The sequence below is a fragment of the Plantactinospora mayteni genome (assembly GCF_016862935.1).
In the GTDB taxonomy this organism is placed as follows: domain Bacteria; phylum Actinomycetota; class Actinomycetes; order Mycobacteriales; family Micromonosporaceae; genus Plantactinospora; species Plantactinospora mayteni.
The window spans coordinates 67,812-84,487 of the sequence record NZ_BONX01000023.1 but is presented as its reverse complement, the minus strand read 5'-3'; the positions used below and the strand labels follow the sequence as shown (position 1 = coordinate 84,487).

15 protein-coding genes are annotated in these 16,676 nt (G+C 72.5%); 11 read left to right on the top strand and 4 right to left on the bottom strand.

The genetic code is table 11. From position 1 onward, the window contains the following. Positions 1 to 142: 142 nt before the first annotated feature. On the bottom strand, positions 143 to 373 hold the full coding sequence (locus tag Pma05_RS16590; RefSeq protein WP_203858319.1) for a winged helix-turn-helix domain-containing protein: 231 nt from the start codon (positions 371 to 373) through the stop codon (positions 143 to 145). Between the two features lie 311 nt (positions 374 to 684). On the opposite strand from Pma05_RS16590, the gene Pma05_RS16585 reads away from it, so the two are divergent. From Pma05_RS16585 to Pma05_RS16570, 4 genes are all read left to right on the top strand, one after another. After that, positions 685 to 1,002: a DivIVA domain-containing protein gene (locus Pma05_RS16585; RefSeq protein ID WP_203858318.1), complete on the top strand. Its 318-nt coding sequence runs from the start codon at positions 685 to 687 to the stop codon at positions 1,000 to 1,002. Next, positions 1,002 to 1,256 carry a hypothetical protein gene (locus Pma05_RS16580; protein ID WP_203858317.1) on the top strand — a complete coding sequence of 85 codons (255 nt, stop codon included), beginning with the start codon at positions 1,002 to 1,004 and terminating at the stop codon, positions 1,254 to 1,256. Before Pma05_RS16585 ends, Pma05_RS16580 begins: the two co-directional genes overlap by 1 nt. Next, a complete protein-coding gene (locus Pma05_RS16575) occupies positions 1,253 to 3,463 on the top strand; it encodes a molecular chaperone DnaJ (RefSeq protein ID WP_203858316.1) in 2,211 nt (736 codons plus the stop codon). Before Pma05_RS16580 ends, Pma05_RS16575 begins: the two co-directional genes overlap by 4 nt. Before the next feature lie 263 nt (positions 3,464 to 3,726). After that, positions 3,727 to 5,379, top strand: coding sequence for a hypothetical protein (locus Pma05_RS16570; RefSeq protein ID WP_203858315.1), 1,653 nt, complete (start codon positions 3,727 to 3,729; stop codon positions 5,377 to 5,379). Here the strand turns inward: Pma05_RS16570 and Pma05_RS43495 are convergent. From Pma05_RS43495 to Pma05_RS16555, 3 genes are read right to left on the bottom strand one after another with little or no spacing between them, the layout of a single operon-like run. Beyond that, on the bottom strand, positions 5,355 to 6,281 hold the full coding sequence (locus tag Pma05_RS43495) for a hypothetical protein (RefSeq protein ID WP_203858314.1): 927 nt from the start codon (positions 6,279 to 6,281) through the stop codon (positions 5,355 to 5,357). The genes Pma05_RS16570 and Pma05_RS43495 overlap by 25 nt on opposite strands. Then, positions 6,278 to 6,946, bottom strand: a complete 669-nt coding sequence (locus Pma05_RS16560; RefSeq protein WP_203858313.1) for a hypothetical protein — start codon at positions 6,944 to 6,946, stop codon at positions 6,278 to 6,280. Before Pma05_RS16560 ends, Pma05_RS43495 begins: the two co-directional genes overlap by 4 nt. Continuing rightward, positions 6,943 to 7,557, bottom strand: coding sequence for a hypothetical protein (locus tag Pma05_RS16555; RefSeq protein ID WP_203858312.1), 615 nt, complete (start codon positions 7,555 to 7,557; stop codon positions 6,943 to 6,945). Before Pma05_RS16555 ends, Pma05_RS16560 begins: the two co-directional genes overlap by 4 nt. Positions 7,558 to 7,827: 270 nt before the next feature. Here Pma05_RS16555 and Pma05_RS16550 point away from each other — a divergent pair, with 270 nt between their 5' ends. The 7 genes from Pma05_RS16550 to Pma05_RS16520 all read left to right on the top strand — a co-directional run bounded on the left by Pma05_RS16550 (position 7,828) and on the right by Pma05_RS16520 (position 16,643). After that, on the top strand, positions 7,828 to 9,252 hold the full coding sequence (locus Pma05_RS16550; RefSeq protein ID WP_203858311.1) for an MATE family efflux transporter: 1,425 nt from the start codon (positions 7,828 to 7,830) through the stop codon (positions 9,250 to 9,252). Positions 9,253 to 9,363: 111 nt separating this feature from the next. After that, positions 9,364 to 10,869: a helix-turn-helix domain-containing protein gene (locus tag Pma05_RS16545; RefSeq protein WP_203858310.1), complete on the top strand. Its 1,506-nt coding sequence runs from the start codon at positions 9,364 to 9,366 to the stop codon at positions 10,867 to 10,869. Positions 10,870 to 11,017: 148 nt separating this feature from the next. Next, the gene (locus tag Pma05_RS16540) at positions 11,018 to 11,440 is read left to right on the top strand and encodes a hypothetical protein (protein ID WP_203858309.1); all 423 of its coding nucleotides are present in this window, start codon (positions 11,018 to 11,020) and stop codon (positions 11,438 to 11,440) included. A 112-nt stretch (positions 11,441 to 11,552) separates the two neighbouring features. Next, a complete protein-coding gene (gene truB / locus Pma05_RS16535; protein WP_203858308.1) occupies positions 11,553 to 12,446 on the top strand; it encodes a tRNA pseudouridine(55) synthase TruB in 894 nt (297 codons plus the stop codon). Between the two features lie 50 nt (positions 12,447 to 12,496). After that, positions 12,497 to 13,441: a bifunctional riboflavin kinase/FAD synthetase gene (locus tag Pma05_RS16530; protein WP_203858307.1), complete on the top strand. Its 945-nt coding sequence runs from the start codon at positions 12,497 to 12,499 to the stop codon at positions 13,439 to 13,441. A gap of 229 nt (positions 13,442 to 13,670) precedes the next feature. Beyond that, on the top strand, positions 13,671 to 13,940 hold the full coding sequence (gene rpsO, locus Pma05_RS16525) for a 30S ribosomal protein S15 (RefSeq protein WP_203858306.1): 270 nt from the start codon (positions 13,671 to 13,673) through the stop codon (positions 13,938 to 13,940). Between the two features lie 312 nt (positions 13,941 to 14,252). Then, positions 14,253 to 16,643 carry a polyribonucleotide nucleotidyltransferase gene (locus Pma05_RS16520; protein ID WP_203858305.1) on the top strand — a complete coding sequence of 797 codons (2,391 nt, stop codon included), beginning with the start codon at positions 14,253 to 14,255 and terminating at the stop codon, positions 16,641 to 16,643. Positions 16,644 to 16,676 lie beyond the last annotated feature (33 nt).

Here is a 16,676-nt window from a genome sequence, read left to right as displayed (position 1 = left end):
TCCTCCCCGGTTGCGGTTGCCGTACGACAAGTCGCGACGCAGGCCGACCTAGCCGGTCCTTCGGCCTTACGCCTGCGTGGCCGACCGAACACTATCCGAGAGCGTTGGGGAGTGCAGTCCTGCCCCGCGCTTCCTTCGTGGACTACTGCCCGGTCTGCTCCGGCTTCGTTACGAAGACGCCCTTGCCCTGGTGTCCGTAGACGAGCCCTTCGGCCTTCAAGATGACGATCGCCATGTGGACGGCGTTGTTGCCTACGCCGTACTTGGCCTGAAGTTGAGCTGTCGAGGGCAGCTTGTCGCCGGGACCGAGCACACCAGACTTGATCTGGTCGCGCAGGTCATCGGCGACACGCTGGTAGTTCGGCGTGACCATGTGTGCGTCTCCCTAGGTAGCACGCCGATTCGATCACGCAAGCTCGTCGGCTTCAACTACTTGCACTTATCGCGGTAACCGCGATAAGTTCTCCCCCGAGTGATCCCTAGGTAGCACTTTGTGATCACCATCCACCGGGGCGGCCAGCCTGTACGTGTTGTCCGCCCCGGCCCCCGAGTCACGCCCTGCTGTCGTACGGCGCCTCCGGCTGCGTCGGTAGGGCGGGGTGGTGCCGGTCCGGAAGCACATGGGGATGCGGGCCGGCGCCACCCATCAACGTCCTGACCTGCTTCGGAAAGGTTGGTGGTGTCGTGCGGGTTCTGCTTCGGTGGCTGCTCCGGCGGGGTCGGAGGTCGCCTCGGCGGCTCGGTCAGGCGTATCGGTCGGCGGCGTACCGGCCGCTTCTGCCGTCGCAGGTCAGGTTGCGCCGGTTCTCCCTGGTCGGCTTCGCTCGGCGGGGAGTCGATCCGGCCGAGGTGACAGCCTTCCTCGACCAGGTCGCCGGTGACCTGGCCAGGGCCTACAACGAGGTCGCGACCGTGCGGGAGCAGAACGCGCGGATCAAGGAGGCGTTGCGCCGCTGGCAGTCCCGACAGGCGACGACGGCACGCGAGCTGGTGGATCGCTGATGGTCGACCGTTACGTCGTACACGTGCCCTTCACCGCGCCGGACCCGGACGCGGCCCGGCAGGCGGCCCGGATGCTGGCCCGGACTCTCGGTCGGCTGCCCGAGGTCGACCAGGCCGAGGCGACCGTCTCGGTCGAGGACGACCAGACGGTGCAGTCCCGCCTCTTCTGCGACCGGCTCCTCGGCGCCGGCAGACGCTGTGCGCTGCGGGCCGAACACGAGGTGCCGTGCGCGAGTCTGGAGCTGGACCGGTGACCGGGGCGATCGATCCTGACGCCGGAACCGGACCACCCGATCCCGACGCCGGTCCGCCGGTGCTCGACTGCCCCGCCTGCGACCGGCTCACCTTCGTCCTCGCCGACTGCCCCTGCACGAGCGGCGGTGACCGGCTGCTCGTCGACGTCGGGCAGTGGGGGAGCGGGGAGGCATACCAGGACTGCCAGCTCTGCCGGGGCATGGGCACGGTGCCGCAACCGTGCCACCGGTGCCGGCAGACCGGGCGGTTGCGTGCCCAACTCGTCTTGACGGTGGCGAACGTGGACACCGGGGCGGTGGCGTCGGCGAACGTCGTACCCGGAGTGGTGGAACCGGCGCAGTGGCTGGGCGACGGCGGAAGCTGGCATCTGCCGGTGGCGCCGCTGCTGCACGAGTTGGCCGCCGCCGTCGGCGCCGGCTCGTGGGCCGAGGTGCGTAACCCGCCCGGGTCTGCGGACGGGCCGGTGGTGTTGCTGCCGTCCCGGTGGCGTCCGGACCTGCCGCCCGGGACCCGGGCCGCGTTGGAGGCCGAGGCGATCGCCTCGCACTGCCATGATGCGTGGCAGCTCTTCCTCGGCCGTACTGCCGCCGATCCGCCGCCCGATCCGGTCCGTGAGCTGACCCGGCGTTGCCGGCTGGCCGAGCTGCTCCGGCTGGACCTGGTGTTGGAGGCCCGGCGTCGGCATCCCGCCGCCGACCCGACGTGGCATCTCCGCTACGAGGTGCCGGGCGGGGCGGTACCGATCGACGCCCGTGGCGGCGCCGACGACCTGACGAGCGCGATCGCGGAGAACAGCGACCTCGACGCGTTCTACGACCTTCAGGCGCGCGGTCGGACCGCCCCGGCCCACCACATGACCGCCAGCGACCGGCCACCGGTCGACCCGCCAGCCGTCGACCTGGACCAGATCGAACGGCGGATGCTCGCCGACTGCACCGACCTGCACACCGGCGCCCCGACCGCCGGGGCGCAAGCCATCTGGCGGGACGGCCGCTGGTGGCACACCAGTCTGCGGATCGCCGACACCGCCGAGACGTTCAGCGAACGGGACACCGGGCAGATCTACCTCTACGAGACCAGCATCCTGCGGCGCGGCTGGCAGCCGCCGGCACCGTCGTGGCAGGGCCCACCCGTCCCGTACGTCGACTGCCCCGACTGCGATCCGCACAGTCGGCTCCGCCGCTGCGACTGTGTCCTGTTCACCGGGCGGGCCGACCCGGACTGCCCGAAGTGCTCTGGTGCCGGTCGCAGCCCGTCGGCGCTGCCCTGCGACACCTGTCGGGACAGCCACCGTCTCTATCGGGGCCTGACCGTCACGCTCACCGACCTGGCTGGCCGGGTCGTCCACCTGCACTGGCAGGTCTACCGGCATGGCTGGCGGGCCGACGACCTCACCTGGCACGGCGACGAGCACACCTGGCAGGCCGGTGAGCAGGGCTGGCATGTCGGCGAACGGGTGTCGGCGCCGCACGTCGCGACCCAACCCGGCGGCAAGCCGGTGCACCAGCTTCCCGACCCGTTCCGGCTGGCGACCTGGGCCGACCGGTTCGGGGTACGCCCCGACGACCTCACCGAACTCGACGGCGGCGGCGAAGTCCACCACGACCTGCGCAAGGGCATCGTCACCCTGCCGCACCCCGCCGCCGACCCGCTCACCGAATACCTGCACCAAGCCTCCCGCGGCCAGCCCGGCGCCCGGCTGTTCGTACTGGCCCGACGGCCCGACGTGCCATCCCTGGCCGACCTGGTCCGACTCGTCCTCGGGCTGCGCCTCACCGTCACGGTCACCCTCGTCGACCACGTCGACAACGCCGGAGACCTCCGACTCGTCCAGGGCGAATGCTGGGACGTCGACGTCGAACCACCGGGGCGGCCGGTCGCCCCGAACACCTTTCCCGCCTCGCGTACCCCGGAAGCCGCCATCGCGTACCGCCTCGAACGTCTCGAACTCGCCGTCGCCCGTCGCGTCCCTGACGATCCCGCCCAACCGATCCCGGTGCCGCAGACCCCGACCCCGATCGTGGTCGACGATCCCGTACCACTCGTCCGCCGGCTCGCCCGACACCACGCCGGCCAGCCCGTCGCCGTCCACTACGACGGCGTCACCTGCCGACTCCTCGTCCACGAACGCGACGGCGTACGCCAACTCTGCACCGCGCCGACCCTCCCAGCCGCCCTCACCGCCCTCGGCCTCGACCGGAGCTAACCTCGACCGGGGCTAACCTCGACTCCGGGGCCGCGGCCGAGGCACAGCGGGCCGAGGAGCCACGAAAGCTTGTGGTCATCGACCTTGTCGAGCGGCCTCATACCGAGAAGCAGTGGCTGGTGCCGGGGAAGTGGCTCGGCATCGCCGACCCGCTGGAGGGATAGCCGGCTGACCGGTCGGCAGACTGGTCTTCCGACTTCGGCTTCCTGCACTCGGGTTGAGCCGCCCCCGCGCCGACCCCACCCGGCGGTACCCTGTGGCCCGTGATCGGGGGCTCGGACGGGACGGCGGCGGCTCCGGCGGCGTGGACCCGGGCGCCGCGCCGACGTCGTACCCTCGGCGGGGCGCTGCTGGAGGCGCTCGCCGTACTCGGCACCTCGCTGCGGTTGCTGCTCCGGCACTGGCCGGTGCTGTTCGCGCTCTACTTCGCCGGGGCGGCGGCCCGTGAGTTCGTCGTACTCGGTGCGGTGCAGGTCAGCAAGATCAATGGCGTACTGGGAATGCTGGTCGTCATCCTGGGACCGATCGCCACCCTGACCGCGCTGGTACTGATGCTGCGCGCCCTGCGCCCCTCCCTGCCGTGGCTCTCGGCCGCCACGGCGGACGCGACCGAGCCGACAGGCACGACCGGGACGACGAACCCGACCGGGACGACGAACCCGACCGGGACGGCGGACCCAGGAACAGTCGAGGCGGCGGGAGCGGTGCAGGCGGCCGGAACGGGAGACGCGGGGACCGGGGTGGCCGGGGACGCGGACCCTCGCCCGCCGCGCCGCAAGACCCTCCTCGACCACCTGGGCAGTGCGCTCGTGCCGTTCCTCGCCGTCTACGCCTCCTGGGGATACCTCCAGGAGGACCTCACCGACTATCTCTACGAACTCTTCGTCGACACCTACCTCTCCGACGCCGCCATCTTCACCGACCCGGGACAGGTCGCCGAGAACGCGGAGCGCCGGATGGCGCTCGACCTCACCGGCACGATCGTGGCGGTGGTCGCCGTGGCGGTGGTGCTGCGCTGGTTGCTGGGCAGGTGGCAGGAGCGGTCCCGGATGGGCTGGCTCGGCATCCCCGGCGCCTACCTCGAGGTCATCTGGATCTCCGTCGTCGCCACCACCCTCGCGCAGGCACAGGACCCGCTGCTGCAATGGCTCCAGGGGCGCCGGATCGTCGTCTGGGTGCTGGACGCCTGGCACGCGCTGGTCGACCAACTCGGGCCGCTCTCCGAGCCGACCCGGGCCGCCGGGGCGTTCCTGGTCGGTGCGGGCGGGTCGGTGCAGGTGGCCATCGTCGTACCGCTGGCCTGGCTGGCGGTCGGCGCGGTCGTCTACGGACACCGGCTCACCCCACCTCCGCCGTCCGACGCCGACCTGGTGGAACGGGCCGCCCGGCGGTGGCGGGCGCTGCCCCGACCGGTACGCGCGGTCGGTGCGAACCTCGGCGCCGACCTCCGCGAGCGGTTCGCGCCGATGGTGCACAGCCTGCGACTGATGGCCCGGGCCGGCCTGGCCCCGATGCTCTTCTTCTGCCTGGCCTTCCTGCTGGCGCAGACCGCTCGGGAATGGCTGTGGGAGGCGGAGCGGCTGGCCATCGGCGGGCAGGACCTGGAGTCGATCTGGATGCCGCTCTCCGGTCAACTGACGCTGCTCAACGACGCGGTCGGCACCGTGCTGCTGGCCTGTCTACTGGGTGCCGCGGTCGACCGGGTCCTACGGATCCAGCCGCCCCCGACATCCACCACCGAGACGCCGGCAGCCGAGACGTCGACGGGTGGGACGTCGATCCGGGAGACATCGACGGGCGGGACGTCGACCGCCGACACGTCGGCCGGCGGGACGTCGATCAGGGAGACATCGGCCGGCGGGACGTCGCCCTGGGATCGGCCGGCCGGGGATCAGCCGACCGGCAGCCGGGCGTAGCGCGGTCGCTGGGTGGCCTTGACGATCCGTAGCGCCGCCGGGGTGGCCGGGCCGGGCAGCACGAAGTACGCCTCCGTCTGGAGGGAGCGCTGTGCGGGGTCGTCCGCGGCGCATCGGGTGACCGGCAGCCGTGCGCCGTTCAGCTCGGGCGGGTTCGCGCTGAACAGCCGACCGTCCCGATCCTCCAGATAGGGCAGACAGCCGATCAGCGCCTCCGGGTCGGGAAGCTCGAACGCCAGCGTCGCCCGCCAGACGCGTACGCCCTCCGGCAGCGTGACCTGCCGGCTGCCGCGCGCCGGGACGGAGGGCACCTCGACCAGTTCGACCAGCCGGATCCGGGCAGCGGCGAACTCCACCCAGCCGTCGGCGCCGACCCCGACCGGTTCGAGGTACTCCGCCTGGGAGTACTGCTCGTAGCCGTCCTTCACCCCTGGGCCGAGGGCCAGGACCAGGGCCGGCAGCAGGGCCAGCAGACCCCAGCGGTTACGTCGCCACCAGCCGACCTGCCCGCTGCCCGCACCTTCGGGAGCAGCCGGTGCGGCGGTCCCGGGCTCCGCGAGAGGTGTCCCGGGCTCGGGGCTGGTGGCGGCGAGGGCAGCCGGCAGGACGGTCGGAGGGTTCGGCGGCGCGGTGCGGAACGAGGCCGGCGGCGTGGCGGTGGGGACGGGCCAGGGGGCGGTGGATGGATGGGGCGGTGGTGCGGCGGGGGTGGCGGCCGGGGGCGGGCCGGGCTCGACCACCGGCAGTACCGCCGTGTCGACCTCGGCGTACCGGAGGATCACCGTCGGCGGGCCGGTCCACGGCGGCGGTGGGGCGAGCGGGTCCCGCCGGGGCGGTGCGGGCGGTGGCGGGGCGAGTGCGTCCAGGCCCTGGCCGGACGGTACCGGCGGTGGCTGGGTCACGGCGCCACCGCCCGCGCGCTGGCCAGCGGTACCGGTGCCGGAGCACTCGCCCACTCGTCGACCCGCGCCTTGTCCACTGTGGGCAGCAGCACCTCGGCCAGGTCGTCCATCCGGATGTCGATCTGCTCCTGGCCGAAGTACGCGGAGAGTCGCGTCGCCGCGTCCCGGGGCACCTCGAACGCTAGGTCCCCCTCGACGGGTATCCCGGGCTGGAGGACCCGGCCGGCACCGACCAGCGGCTGGGTGAACCGGGTGGTGGCCCGGAACTCCCGGTCCCGCTGGTCGCGCAGGGCCGCGTACCCGATGCTCATCGCCCTGTCCCGGGTGGCGAGGCGGACCCGCAGGACGATCCAGACCCCCGCCGTGTCGTGGGACTGGCCGCCGTTGGAGACCTTGGCGGCGCCCCGGACGTCCAGCACGGTCGCGTCGAAGACCCGCGTCGACACCGTCTCGCCGAACCTGCCCGCCTGGACGAACGGCCGTTCCCGGGCCTCGGCACCGCCGCCGTTGATCGGCCGCCAGTTGGCGATGGCCCCGCCGACGGCCAGCGCCGCGACGATCAGGGTGCCGGCGCCGGCCCGCAGGCCCATCCGCTGCCCGGGGCCGGGCGGCGCCCGGTGACTGGTGACGGAGTCCGGATCCGGGTAGTCGGTTGGTACGGTCATCCGGCCCTCCGATCCTGCACCGGCACCTCGACCTCGGCCCGGCGCTCGGGGTCGAGCCACTCCCAGGTCTCGCCGATGGTGTCGAGGCGGCGGGTCGTACCCCAGACCTGCACCGTCGCGCTCGTCGGCACCGGGGTGCTGTCGTCCTGCTCCCAGAGGAAGGCGAGCCGTTCGGGCAGGCCGGGATTGAGATAGCTCGGCCTGCTCCCGTCGCGTACCAGCAGGACCTGGCTCGGCCGCTCCTCGGCGATCCCGGCGACACCGGTCAGCCTGATCGCGTCGCCGAAGTCGGTACGGCTCTCGTCGGCGGTGTTCTCGACCGTCGCCAGTACGCTGAACCAGCGCCTGCCGTCGCGGAGGTGGAGCTTCGGCAGCTCGCCGACCAGCCTGCTCCCGGTCACCGTGACGTTCCACGGGCCGCCGTCGACCACCGTGCCGACCGCGACCGTCGGCACCTCGGGTTTCGTCACCGTGTCCAGGCCGCCGAACAGACCCGACGCGGCGAGCCCGGCCACCCCGGTGCCAAGCCCCAACCAGCGCAGTGGCACCGCCAACAGCCGGGCACCCAGTCCCGATCGGCCCGCTCCCGGCCCCCCGCCGTGGTTCGACACGATTCCGGAGCATAGGCACTGGTCGCTGATCGGGCCAGTGCGGCGCGGCCGGGGTCCAGTGAACCTTTTTCAACCTCCCCTTGCCGTTCGGCGGAGCGCAACGTCGGACGCGGTGTGTGAGCGCCGCGCGGTTCAGGTTGAAAAAGGTCCAGTGGGTGGGCGCACAGACGGGGCAGTTCGACAGTGCGCCACGGAGAGGTTCCCGGCCAGTCTCGGTAAGCGTTGTAATGCCTTGCGTTCCTTACGGATGTCGTGCCAGGATCGCTCGCGATGAGCCAGCCCAGCGTCCCGGCCCCGGAAGCCGCCCCGCCACCGGAGCCGACCCAAGCGCCGGAGGCGACCCAACCGCCCGAGGCGGCGCAACCGCCGGAGGTCGCCGCGCCGCCGAGGGCGGTCGACGCGTCCGCGCGGCGGATCCTCGGGCTCGCCCTGCCGGCCCTGGTGGTGCTGGCCGCCGAGCCGCTCTACGTGCTGGTCGACACCGCCGTGCTCGGGCACCTCGGATCGGTGCCGCTGGCCGCGCTCGCCGTCGGCGGGCCGGTGATGACCCTGGTCGTCTGGATCGGCACCGTCACCGCGTACGGCACCACCGGGCGGGCGGCCCGCCGATTCGGGTACGGCGATCGGGCCGCCGCCGTCGCCGAGGGCGTCCAGTCGTCCTGGCTCGCCCTTTCCGCCGGCCTGCTGCTGGCGGTCGCCATGCAGTTCGCGGCCGGCCCGCTGGCGCGTACCGTCGCCGGAAGCGGGTCCCCCGAGGTGGTCGACGGCGCGGCACTCTGGCTGCGGATCGCGGCGATCGGCGCCCCCGGCCTGCTGCTCGCGGCGGCCGGCAACGGCTGGATGCGCGGCGTGCAGGACACCCGTCGGCCGCTCTGGTTCGTGCTCGGGCCGAACCTGCTCTCCGCGCTGCTCTGCCCGCTGCTGGTCTATCCGGCCGGGCTCGGCCTGGCAGGCTCGGCGATCGCCAACGCGATCGCGCAGACCATCTCCGGGCTGCTCTTCGCGGGCGCGCTGGTCGCCGAGCGGGTGCCGCTGGCGCCCCGGCCCCGGGTGATCGGGCGGCAGCTCGTGCTCAGCCGGGACCTGCTGATCCGGGGCGCCGCCTTCCAGGCCAGCTTCCTCTCCGCGACCACCGTGGCGGCCCGGTTCGGGGTGGCCGCCGTCGGCGCGCACCAGATCGCCCTGCAACTCTGGTTCTTCACCGCGCTGCTGCTCGACGCGCTGGCCATCGCCGCCCAGGCGCTGGTCGGGGCGGCGCTCGGGGCCGGCGACGCGACAAGCGCCCGGCTGCTGGCCCGGCGGGTCGCGGTCTTCGGCGGCTTCTGCGGGGTCGGCTTCGCGGTGCTCATCGGGGCCGGCGCCGGGGTCATCCCGGGCTGGTTCAGCACCGATCCGCAGGTACGCGACCAGGCGCTGCTCGCCTGGCCCTGGTTCGCCGCCATGCAACCGCTGGCCGGGGTCGTCTTCGCCCTCGACGGGGTGTTGATCGGTGCCGGGGACGTCCGGTACCTGCGCGATCTCACCGTACTCGGCGCGCTCGGCGGCTTCCTGCCGGCGATCTGGCTCACCTATGCTCTCGACCTCGGCCTCGGTGGCATCTGGGCCGGGTTGACCCTCTTCGTGGTGATCCGCCTGGTCGGCCTGCTGCTGCGGATGCGCTCCGGACGCTGGCTGGTGCTCGGTGCCACCCGCTGACGCCTCCCACGATCGAGGGTGAACAGGCCGGGCGGGTCGGGCCGGATACCCCCTAAGATCCCATACCCCCCAGAATGCTGACGTTGTCGGCGTGGATCGGGAGGTCGAGCGGTGCGGGCGTTGGGGTGTGCCGAGGATCTTGATGAGCTGTTGCGGGTGGTGCGGCGGCCGGGGTCGCTGGGGGAGGTCCTGCACTGGCTGGGGCGGCGGATCGGGGCAGAGGTTGCCTGGGTCGGTGGCACGGGCAGGGTCGAGGCGGCGACGGCCGGGTTCCGCCGTACGGTCCTCGACGCGCTGGACGAGCAGTTGCGGCGCCTGGCCATGGGTCGGTTGGCCGCGGTCACGGCGCAGGTCGGCGGGGCGCAGGTACACCTTGAGGCATTCGGGGAGCGCGAGCCACGCCCGGTCCTGGTGACGGTCAGCGCCGTGGAGTTGTCGCGTGCGGCGGCGGCGCTGGCGTCGCGGGCCGGGGGGCTGGTGGAGCTCCTGGGACGGGCGCTGGCCGCCGACGACACCTCACGCGGCTACGAGGAGAAGGCGCGGCAACTGCGGTTCGCGGTGCTGAGCGCGTTGATGGCCGGGGATGTGGCCCTCGCCAGGCGGATGACCGCCGGTGACGTACCCGCGCTGCTGGGTGACGAGCGGGTGCGGGTGTACGTCCTGCACTGCCTTCCCGCCGACCGTGACCGGCTCGCCCGCGCCTACCAGGACGTCTCCGGTTACCACGGCCCGGGCCTGATGGTGCACTGCCCGTCTTTCAAGGAGCACCTGATCTGCCCGGTCGCCGAGGACCCCGGTGCCGGCGGTCGCCTCCACCTGGATTCGGTGCTGCGGCGCCTGATCAGGGAGAACCCGTCGTACGCGCTCGGCGCCAGCAGGTTCCACCCGCTCGACGCCACAGCCGCGGCCTATGGCGAGGCCCTGCACGCCCTGGCCGTCGCGCGTAACTCCCCGGAGCGCGTGGCGGCCTACCGCGGCCAGCCCTCGCTGGTGCACCTGCTGCCCCGCCCGGCGGCGGTCGCGTGGGCACACGCGTACGTGGCGCCCCTGAACGCCGTCCCGAGGCTCACCCTGGACATCACGCGTCTGACCCTGACCTTCCCGCGCTCCGCGGTGGCGCGCCTGCTACAGATCGGCCGTAACACCGTCGCCGCGCACTGCCGGCGGGCGGAGGAGGCGCTGGGGCTCGACCTCGGTGACGTCCAGGCCCGCGCCACGCTCGACCTGGCGCTGTCGCTCAGCAGTCTCCCGAGCGGCCTCCAGCCCGATCCGGGAGACACCCGGCAGGCCGCGCCGAGCCTGGGGGAACTGCTCCGTACCCGGCCCGCGACGACGTGGGCGGAAACCTTCCTCCGTCCCCTGCGCGAGGCCGAACACCGCAGCCAGTACCGCACTGTGCGGTCCTGGATCGAGGCCAACACCGACGCCCAGCAGACCGCCGCGCGGCTGGGCCTGAGCCGGAACACCGTCCGGGCGCACCTGCGCGTCGCCGAGCGCTCGCTCAACCGCGACCTGCTGACGACCGGGTCGGGCATCAACGACCTCGTCCACGCCCTCCGTGCCGTGAGCGGGCACCGTGCACACCCCGACGAGGAATCTGCGCATCGTGCACGGTAGCTCCGGCAGAGTGCCGCGCCATAGTGTGCTCCCTGTCCGGATGAAGATCGAACAAAATCCAGAGAGGAAGCGGTCCTTGAGACACATGACGACGGTACGGGAGGGACTCGCGCGATCGTGGCGCGCGGTTGGTGGGGCCCTCGCTCTCGTGACCGCGGCGACCGTGGTACTCGCCGCGCCGACGCCGGCCATGGCCAACGAGGACTGGTTGTACGAATGCGCGTTCCAGAACGTGAGCTGCCAGACCGGCACCAAGGTCGATTCTGTGCCGAGCGACAAATGCGGGACGGCGGGCTCGGCGGGGCATCTGACGAGGGTCTGCGTCCTTTACCACGGTGACAAGGTCTACGTCAGGGACGGCCAGGCCGACGGGCACTCGGCGGTTGGGGTAGTCATCTCCTCCACGGGCAGTATCCGGACCCGATACTGTCGCAATCCCCATGGAAACGGCACCTGGGCCGAGTGCAACTTCGACTGGACCGAGGAGAGTTCCAAAGACGTCTACGGCGGCTACCGGGACAACAACTCCACCGTGCACAAAGAATTTGTCTTCGGGTTCGCCAACAACTGACCGTCGTCAGGGCGTCCCGGCAGCCGTTGGAACGGCCTCCGGGACGCCCTTCCCGTTCACCGGGTCACCCGTCGGTGACGACCGCTCGGGGGATCTGGCACGCTTGGCGGTCGTGAGCGTGGACGGTCTGATCGTGGTCGACAAGCCCGGCGGCATGACGTCGCATGACGTGGTCGCCCGAATCCGCCGGCTGGCCCGGACCCGTCGGGTCGGGCACGGCGGGACGCTGGACCCGATGGCCACCGGGGTGCTGGTGATCGGGGTCGGCCGGGCGACCCGGCTGCTGACGTACGTGATCGGTGCCGCCAAGAGCTACACCGCGACGATCCGGCTCGGCCAGTCGACGGTGACCGACGACGCCGAGGGCGAGGTGACGGCCGCGGCCGGCGCCGACGGGGTGACCGAGGACGCGATCCACGCCGGCCTGGCCGCGCTGACCGGCGAGATCGACCAGGTGCCGAGCGCGGTCAGCGCGATCAAGATCGACGGACAACGGGCCTACAAGCGGGTACGCGACGGCGAGGCGGTCGCCCTGGCCCCCCGTCGGGTGACCGTCTCCCGGCTCGACCCGCTCGCACTGCGCCGGTGCGCCGTCGACGGGCTGGCCGTGCTGGACGTGGACGTGGCGGTGGACTGCACCTCGGGGACGTACGTCCGGGCGCTGGCCCGGGACCTCGGTGCCGGGCTCGGGGTCGGCGGGCACCTGACCGCGCTGCGGCGTACCGCTGTCGGCGGCTTCACCCTCGCCGAGGCGCTGACCCTGCCGGCGCTGGAGGAACGCGCCCCGGAGGTGGTCAACCTGCCGCTCGACGCGGCGGCCCGACGGTTCTTCCCACAGCGGGAGGCGACCGTCGCGGAGGCGAAGGTCCTCTCCCACGGCGGCCCGCTGGACCCCACCGGGATCACCGGCCCGTACGCGGTCTTCGGGCCGGACGGCGACGTGATCGCTATCGTCAGCGAGCGGGGCGGGCGGGCCCGGGCGGAGATCGTGCTCGCGCCGGCCTGACCGGAGAGCAGCAGCGGCGCGCGGCGAGGATGCGGGAGAGGGATTCGGACATGCAGCGGTGGCGGGGGTACCACGGGGTGCCGGTCGGCTGGGGCCGCTCGGTGGTCACCATCGGCGTCTTCGACGGCATTCACAAGGGCCATCAGGCGACCATCGGGCACGCCGTGAAGCGGGCCAAGGACCTGGGCGTGCAGTCGGTGGTGGTCACCTTCGACCCGCACCCGGCCGAGGTGGTACGACCGGGTTCGCACCCGGCCGTGCTCACCGAGCCGGCCCGCAAGGCGGAGTTGATCGAGGCGCTCGGGGTGGACGTACTCTGCGTGGTGCCGTTCACCCCCGACTTCTCCCGGCTCTCGCCGGAGGCGTTCGTGCACGACGTACTGGTCGAGCAGTTGCACGCCGCGCTGGTGGTGGTGGGGGAGAACTTCCGGTTCGGCCACCGGGCGGCCGGTGACGTGGCCCTGCTGGAGCGGCTGGGCCGTACCTTCGGCTTCGGCGTCGAGGGGGCGCCGCTGGTCGCCGACGCCGACACGGTCTTCTCGTCCACCTACATCCGGGCCTGTGTCGCCGCCGGTGACGTGACCGCCGCGGCGGCGGCGCTGGGCCGGCCGCACCGGCTGGAGGGTGTGGTGGTCCGGGGCGACCAGCGGGGCCGGGAGATCGGCTTCCCGACCGCCAACCTGCTCTGCCACCGCTACGCGGCGGTGCCGGCGGACGGCATCTACGCGGCCTGGCTGATCCGCCGGGGCGGCCGGGCCGGACAGGGCGCCGAGCGGCTCCCCGCCGCCGTGTCGATTGGCACAAATCCGACATTCTCCGGGCGGGAGCGCCGGGTCGAGGCGTACGTGCTGGACTTCTCCGGCGATCTCTACGGGGAACGGCTCGCCCTGGACTTCGTGGCGTACCTGCGGGAGATGCGCAGCTACGACGGCATCGAGCCGCTGGTCGCGCAGATCAACGCCGACGTCGAGCGGACCCGTCAGGTGCTCGGCTGACGGGCCCGGTCCCGGTCGTCCCCGACCAGGGGAAAGCTTCCGGTCGACCCGACCCGCCCAGGTCGGGCGTGCCCTTGACTCGGCCGGACCGGAGCAGGCTGGTAACCTGACGGGGACGTCGGGTTACCGGCGTGGCCTCGCGTGCCTGCACGACGCCGCGGGTGCGAGGTCGTCCCGGCCGGTCCACCGACCGGCCCGGGCGGACACGACAATCCAGGAACAGGGAGACATGGCGCTCGACCAGGAAAGCAAGGCCAAGATCCGCCAGGAGTACGCGACCGTCGAGGGTGACACCGGGTCGCCCGAGGTACAGGTCGCGGTGCTGACCAAGCGGATCGCAGACCTCACCGAGCACCTCAAGGTGCACAAGCACGACCACCACAGCCGTCGTGGTCTGCTGCTGCTGGTGGGTCGCCGTCGGCGGCTGCTCAACTACATGCAGAAGAAGGACATCAGCCGCTACCGGTCGCTCATCGAGCGGCTCGGCCTGCGGCGGTGATCTGAGCGGGGGAGCGGCCGTCCCGATGCCGGCCCGGCGACACGATGTCGTCGACGGCACCGACGGGCAGCCGCTCCACCCGCCCACCTCGCCACACCCGTAACCAGGGGCCAGCGCGACCACCCGATGGGGAGCCGGTCGACGCACCGGTCCTCGGTAGTGGCCCCCGGGCCGGCCGGTACCCCCGGCGCCCCGGGCGCTTCGATCGAAGACCGGTTGTCAGGGCAGCTCCTCTGGCCACGGTCCCGCGCCGGTGTCCACCGGCGCGGAGGGCAGTCTCGCGGCCCCCGATCGAAGGAGTGCTACCGCACCATGACCGAAACGTCCAACCCCAACAGCACAGGCACGCTGGGCAGCCAGCACCGCACCGCCGTGATCGACAACGGGTCCTTCGGCACCCGTGAGATCACCTTCTCCACCGGGCGGCTGGCCCGGCAGGCCGCCGGCTCCGTCCTCGCCCAACTCGGCGAGACCGTGGTCCTCTCCGCGACCACCGCGAGCAAGCACCCGAAGGAGCAGTTCGACTTCTTCCCGCTCACCGTCGACGTCGAGGAGCGGATGTACGCGGCGGGCCGGATCCCCGGCTCGTTCTTCCGCCGCGAGGGGCGGCCCAGCGAGGACGCCATCCTCACCTGCCGGCTGATCGACCGGCCGCTGCGCCCGTCCTTCGTCAAGGGGCTGCGCAACGAGGTGCAGGTCGTCGAGACCGTGCTGGCGCTCGACCCGCAGCACCCGTACGACGTCGTGGCGATCAACGCCGCGTCGCTCTCCACCAAGCTCTCCGGCCTGCCGTTCTCCGGCCCGATCGGGGCGACCCGGATGGCGCACGTGGACGGCCAGTGGGTCGCCTTCCCGACCCACGAGGAGCTGGCCCGGGCCACCTTCGACATGGTGGTCGCCGGCCGTGCCCTGCCGGACGGCGACGTCGCGATCATGATGGTCGAGGCGGAGGCCACCGAGCACACCGTGGCGCTGGTCGCCGGTGGTGCCCCGGCACCGACCGAGGAGGTCGTGGCGAGCGGCCTGGAGGCCGCCAAGCCGGCCATCCGGGAGCTGTGCCGGGCGCAGAGCGAGCTGGCCGAGGTGGCCGCCAAGCCGGTCGCCGACTTCCCGGTCTTCCTCGACTACCAGGACGACGTCTACGAGGCGGTCTCCGGCGCGGCGCGCGGCGAGGTCGCCGAGGCGCTGAAGATCGCCGGCAAGGCGGACCGCGAAGAGGCCCTCGACCGGATCAAGGACCGGGTCGTCGAGCAGCTCGCCCCGACCTTCGAGGGTCGGGAGAAGGAGATCAGCGCGGCGTTCCGCTCGCTGAACAAGTCCGAGGTACGCGCCCGGGTGCTCCGCGAGCAGGTCCGGATGGACGGTCGGGGCGTACGCGACATCCGGCCGCTGACCGCCGAGATCGCGGTACTGCCCCGGGTGCACGGCTCGGCGCTCTTCGAGCGTGGCGAGACCCAGATCCTCGGCGTCACCACGCTGAACATGCTCCGGATGGAGCAGGCGCTGGACACCCTCTCCCCGGAGAAGACCAAGCGCTACATGCACAACTACAACTTCCCGCCGTACTCGACGGGTGAGACCGGCCGGGTGGGTGCGCCGAAGCGGCGCGAGATCGGGCACGGCGCGCTGGCCGAGCGGGCACTGATCCCGGTGCTGCCCAGCCGCGAGGAGTTCCCGTACGCGATCCGCCAGGTCTCCGAGGCGCTCGGCTCGAACGGCTCCACCTCGATGGGTTCGGTCTGCGCCTCCACGCTGGCGCTGCTGTCCGCCGGTGTGCCGCTGAAGGCGCCGGTCGCCGGCATCGCGATGGGCCTGATCTCCGACGAGGTCGACGGCAAGACGCAGTACGTCACGCTGACCGACATCCTCGGCGCCGAGGACGCCTTCGGCGACATGGACTTCAAGGTCGCCGGCACCAAGGAGTTCGTCACCGCCCTCCAGCTCGACACCAAGCTCGACGGCATCCCGTCCGACGTGCTGGCAGCGGCGCTCCAGCAGGCGTACGAGGCCCGGCAGGTCATCCTCGGCGTGATGCAGGACGCGATCGAGGGCCCGGCCACGATGTCGGACTACGCGCCCCGGGTGACCACGGTGAAGATCCCGGTCGACAAGATCGGCATGGTGATCGGGCCGAAGGGCCAGACCATCAACGCCATCCAGGACGAGACCGGTGCCGAGATCTCGATCGAGGACGACGGCACCATCTACGTCGGCGCGACCAACGGCCCGTCGGCCGAGGCCGCGGTCGAGCGGATCAACGCGATCGCGAACCCGACGCTGCCGAAGATCGGCGACAAGTTCCTCGGCACGGTGGTCAAGACCGCCGCGTTCGGCGCGTTCATCTCGCTGCTGCCCGGCCGGGACGGCCTGCTGCACATCTCCAAGGTGGGCGACGGCAAGCGGGTCGAGCGGGTCGAGGACTTCCTCAACGTCGGGGACAAGGTCGAGGTGTCGATCGCCGACATCGACGCCCGCGGCAAGATCTACCTGGACAAGGTGCGGCCCGAGGGCGAGGAGGCACCGGCCCAGGAGGCCGGCGGCGAGCGTCCGGCGAGCCGGGACCGGGGCGACCGTGGCCCGCGCGACCGCAGCGACCGGGACCGGGGCGACCGTGGCCCGAGCCGCGGCGACCGCGAAGGTGGCGAGGGTGGCGGCGAGGGCGGTGGCGGCGAGCCGCGCCGCCGGCGCAACCGGCACAGCTGATCGATCGCGCCGCGCTGGCCTGGGCCCGCACCT

What these genes read in the sequence shown, in the direction of transcription:
- Pma05_RS16590 (WP_203858319.1), bottom strand. Translation starts at nt 373, where the DNA reads ATGGTCACGCCGAACTACCAGCGTGTCGCCGATGACCTGCGCGACCAG.
- Pma05_RS16580 (WP_203858317.1), top strand. Translation starts at nt 1,002, where the DNA reads ATGGTCGACCGTTACGTCGTACACGTGCCCTTCACCGCGCCGGACCCG.
- Pma05_RS16560 (WP_203858313.1), bottom strand. Translation starts at nt 6,946, where the DNA reads ATGACCGTACCAACCGACTACCCGGATCCGGACTCCGTCACCAGTCAC.
- Pma05_RS16550 (WP_203858311.1), top strand. Translation starts at nt 7,828, where the DNA reads ATGAGCCAGCCCAGCGTCCCGGCCCCGGAAGCCGCCCCGCCACCGGAG.
- Pma05_RS16530 (WP_203858307.1), top strand. Translation starts at nt 12,497, where the DNA reads ATGCAGCGGTGGCGGGGGTACCACGGGGTGCCGGTCGGCTGGGGCCGC.
- rpsO (WP_203858306.1), top strand. Translation starts at nt 13,671, where the DNA reads ATGGCGCTCGACCAGGAAAGCAAGGCCAAGATCCGCCAGGAGTACGCG.
- Pma05_RS16520 (WP_203858305.1), top strand. Translation starts at nt 14,253, where the DNA reads ATGACCGAAACGTCCAACCCCAACAGCACAGGCACGCTGGGCAGCCAG.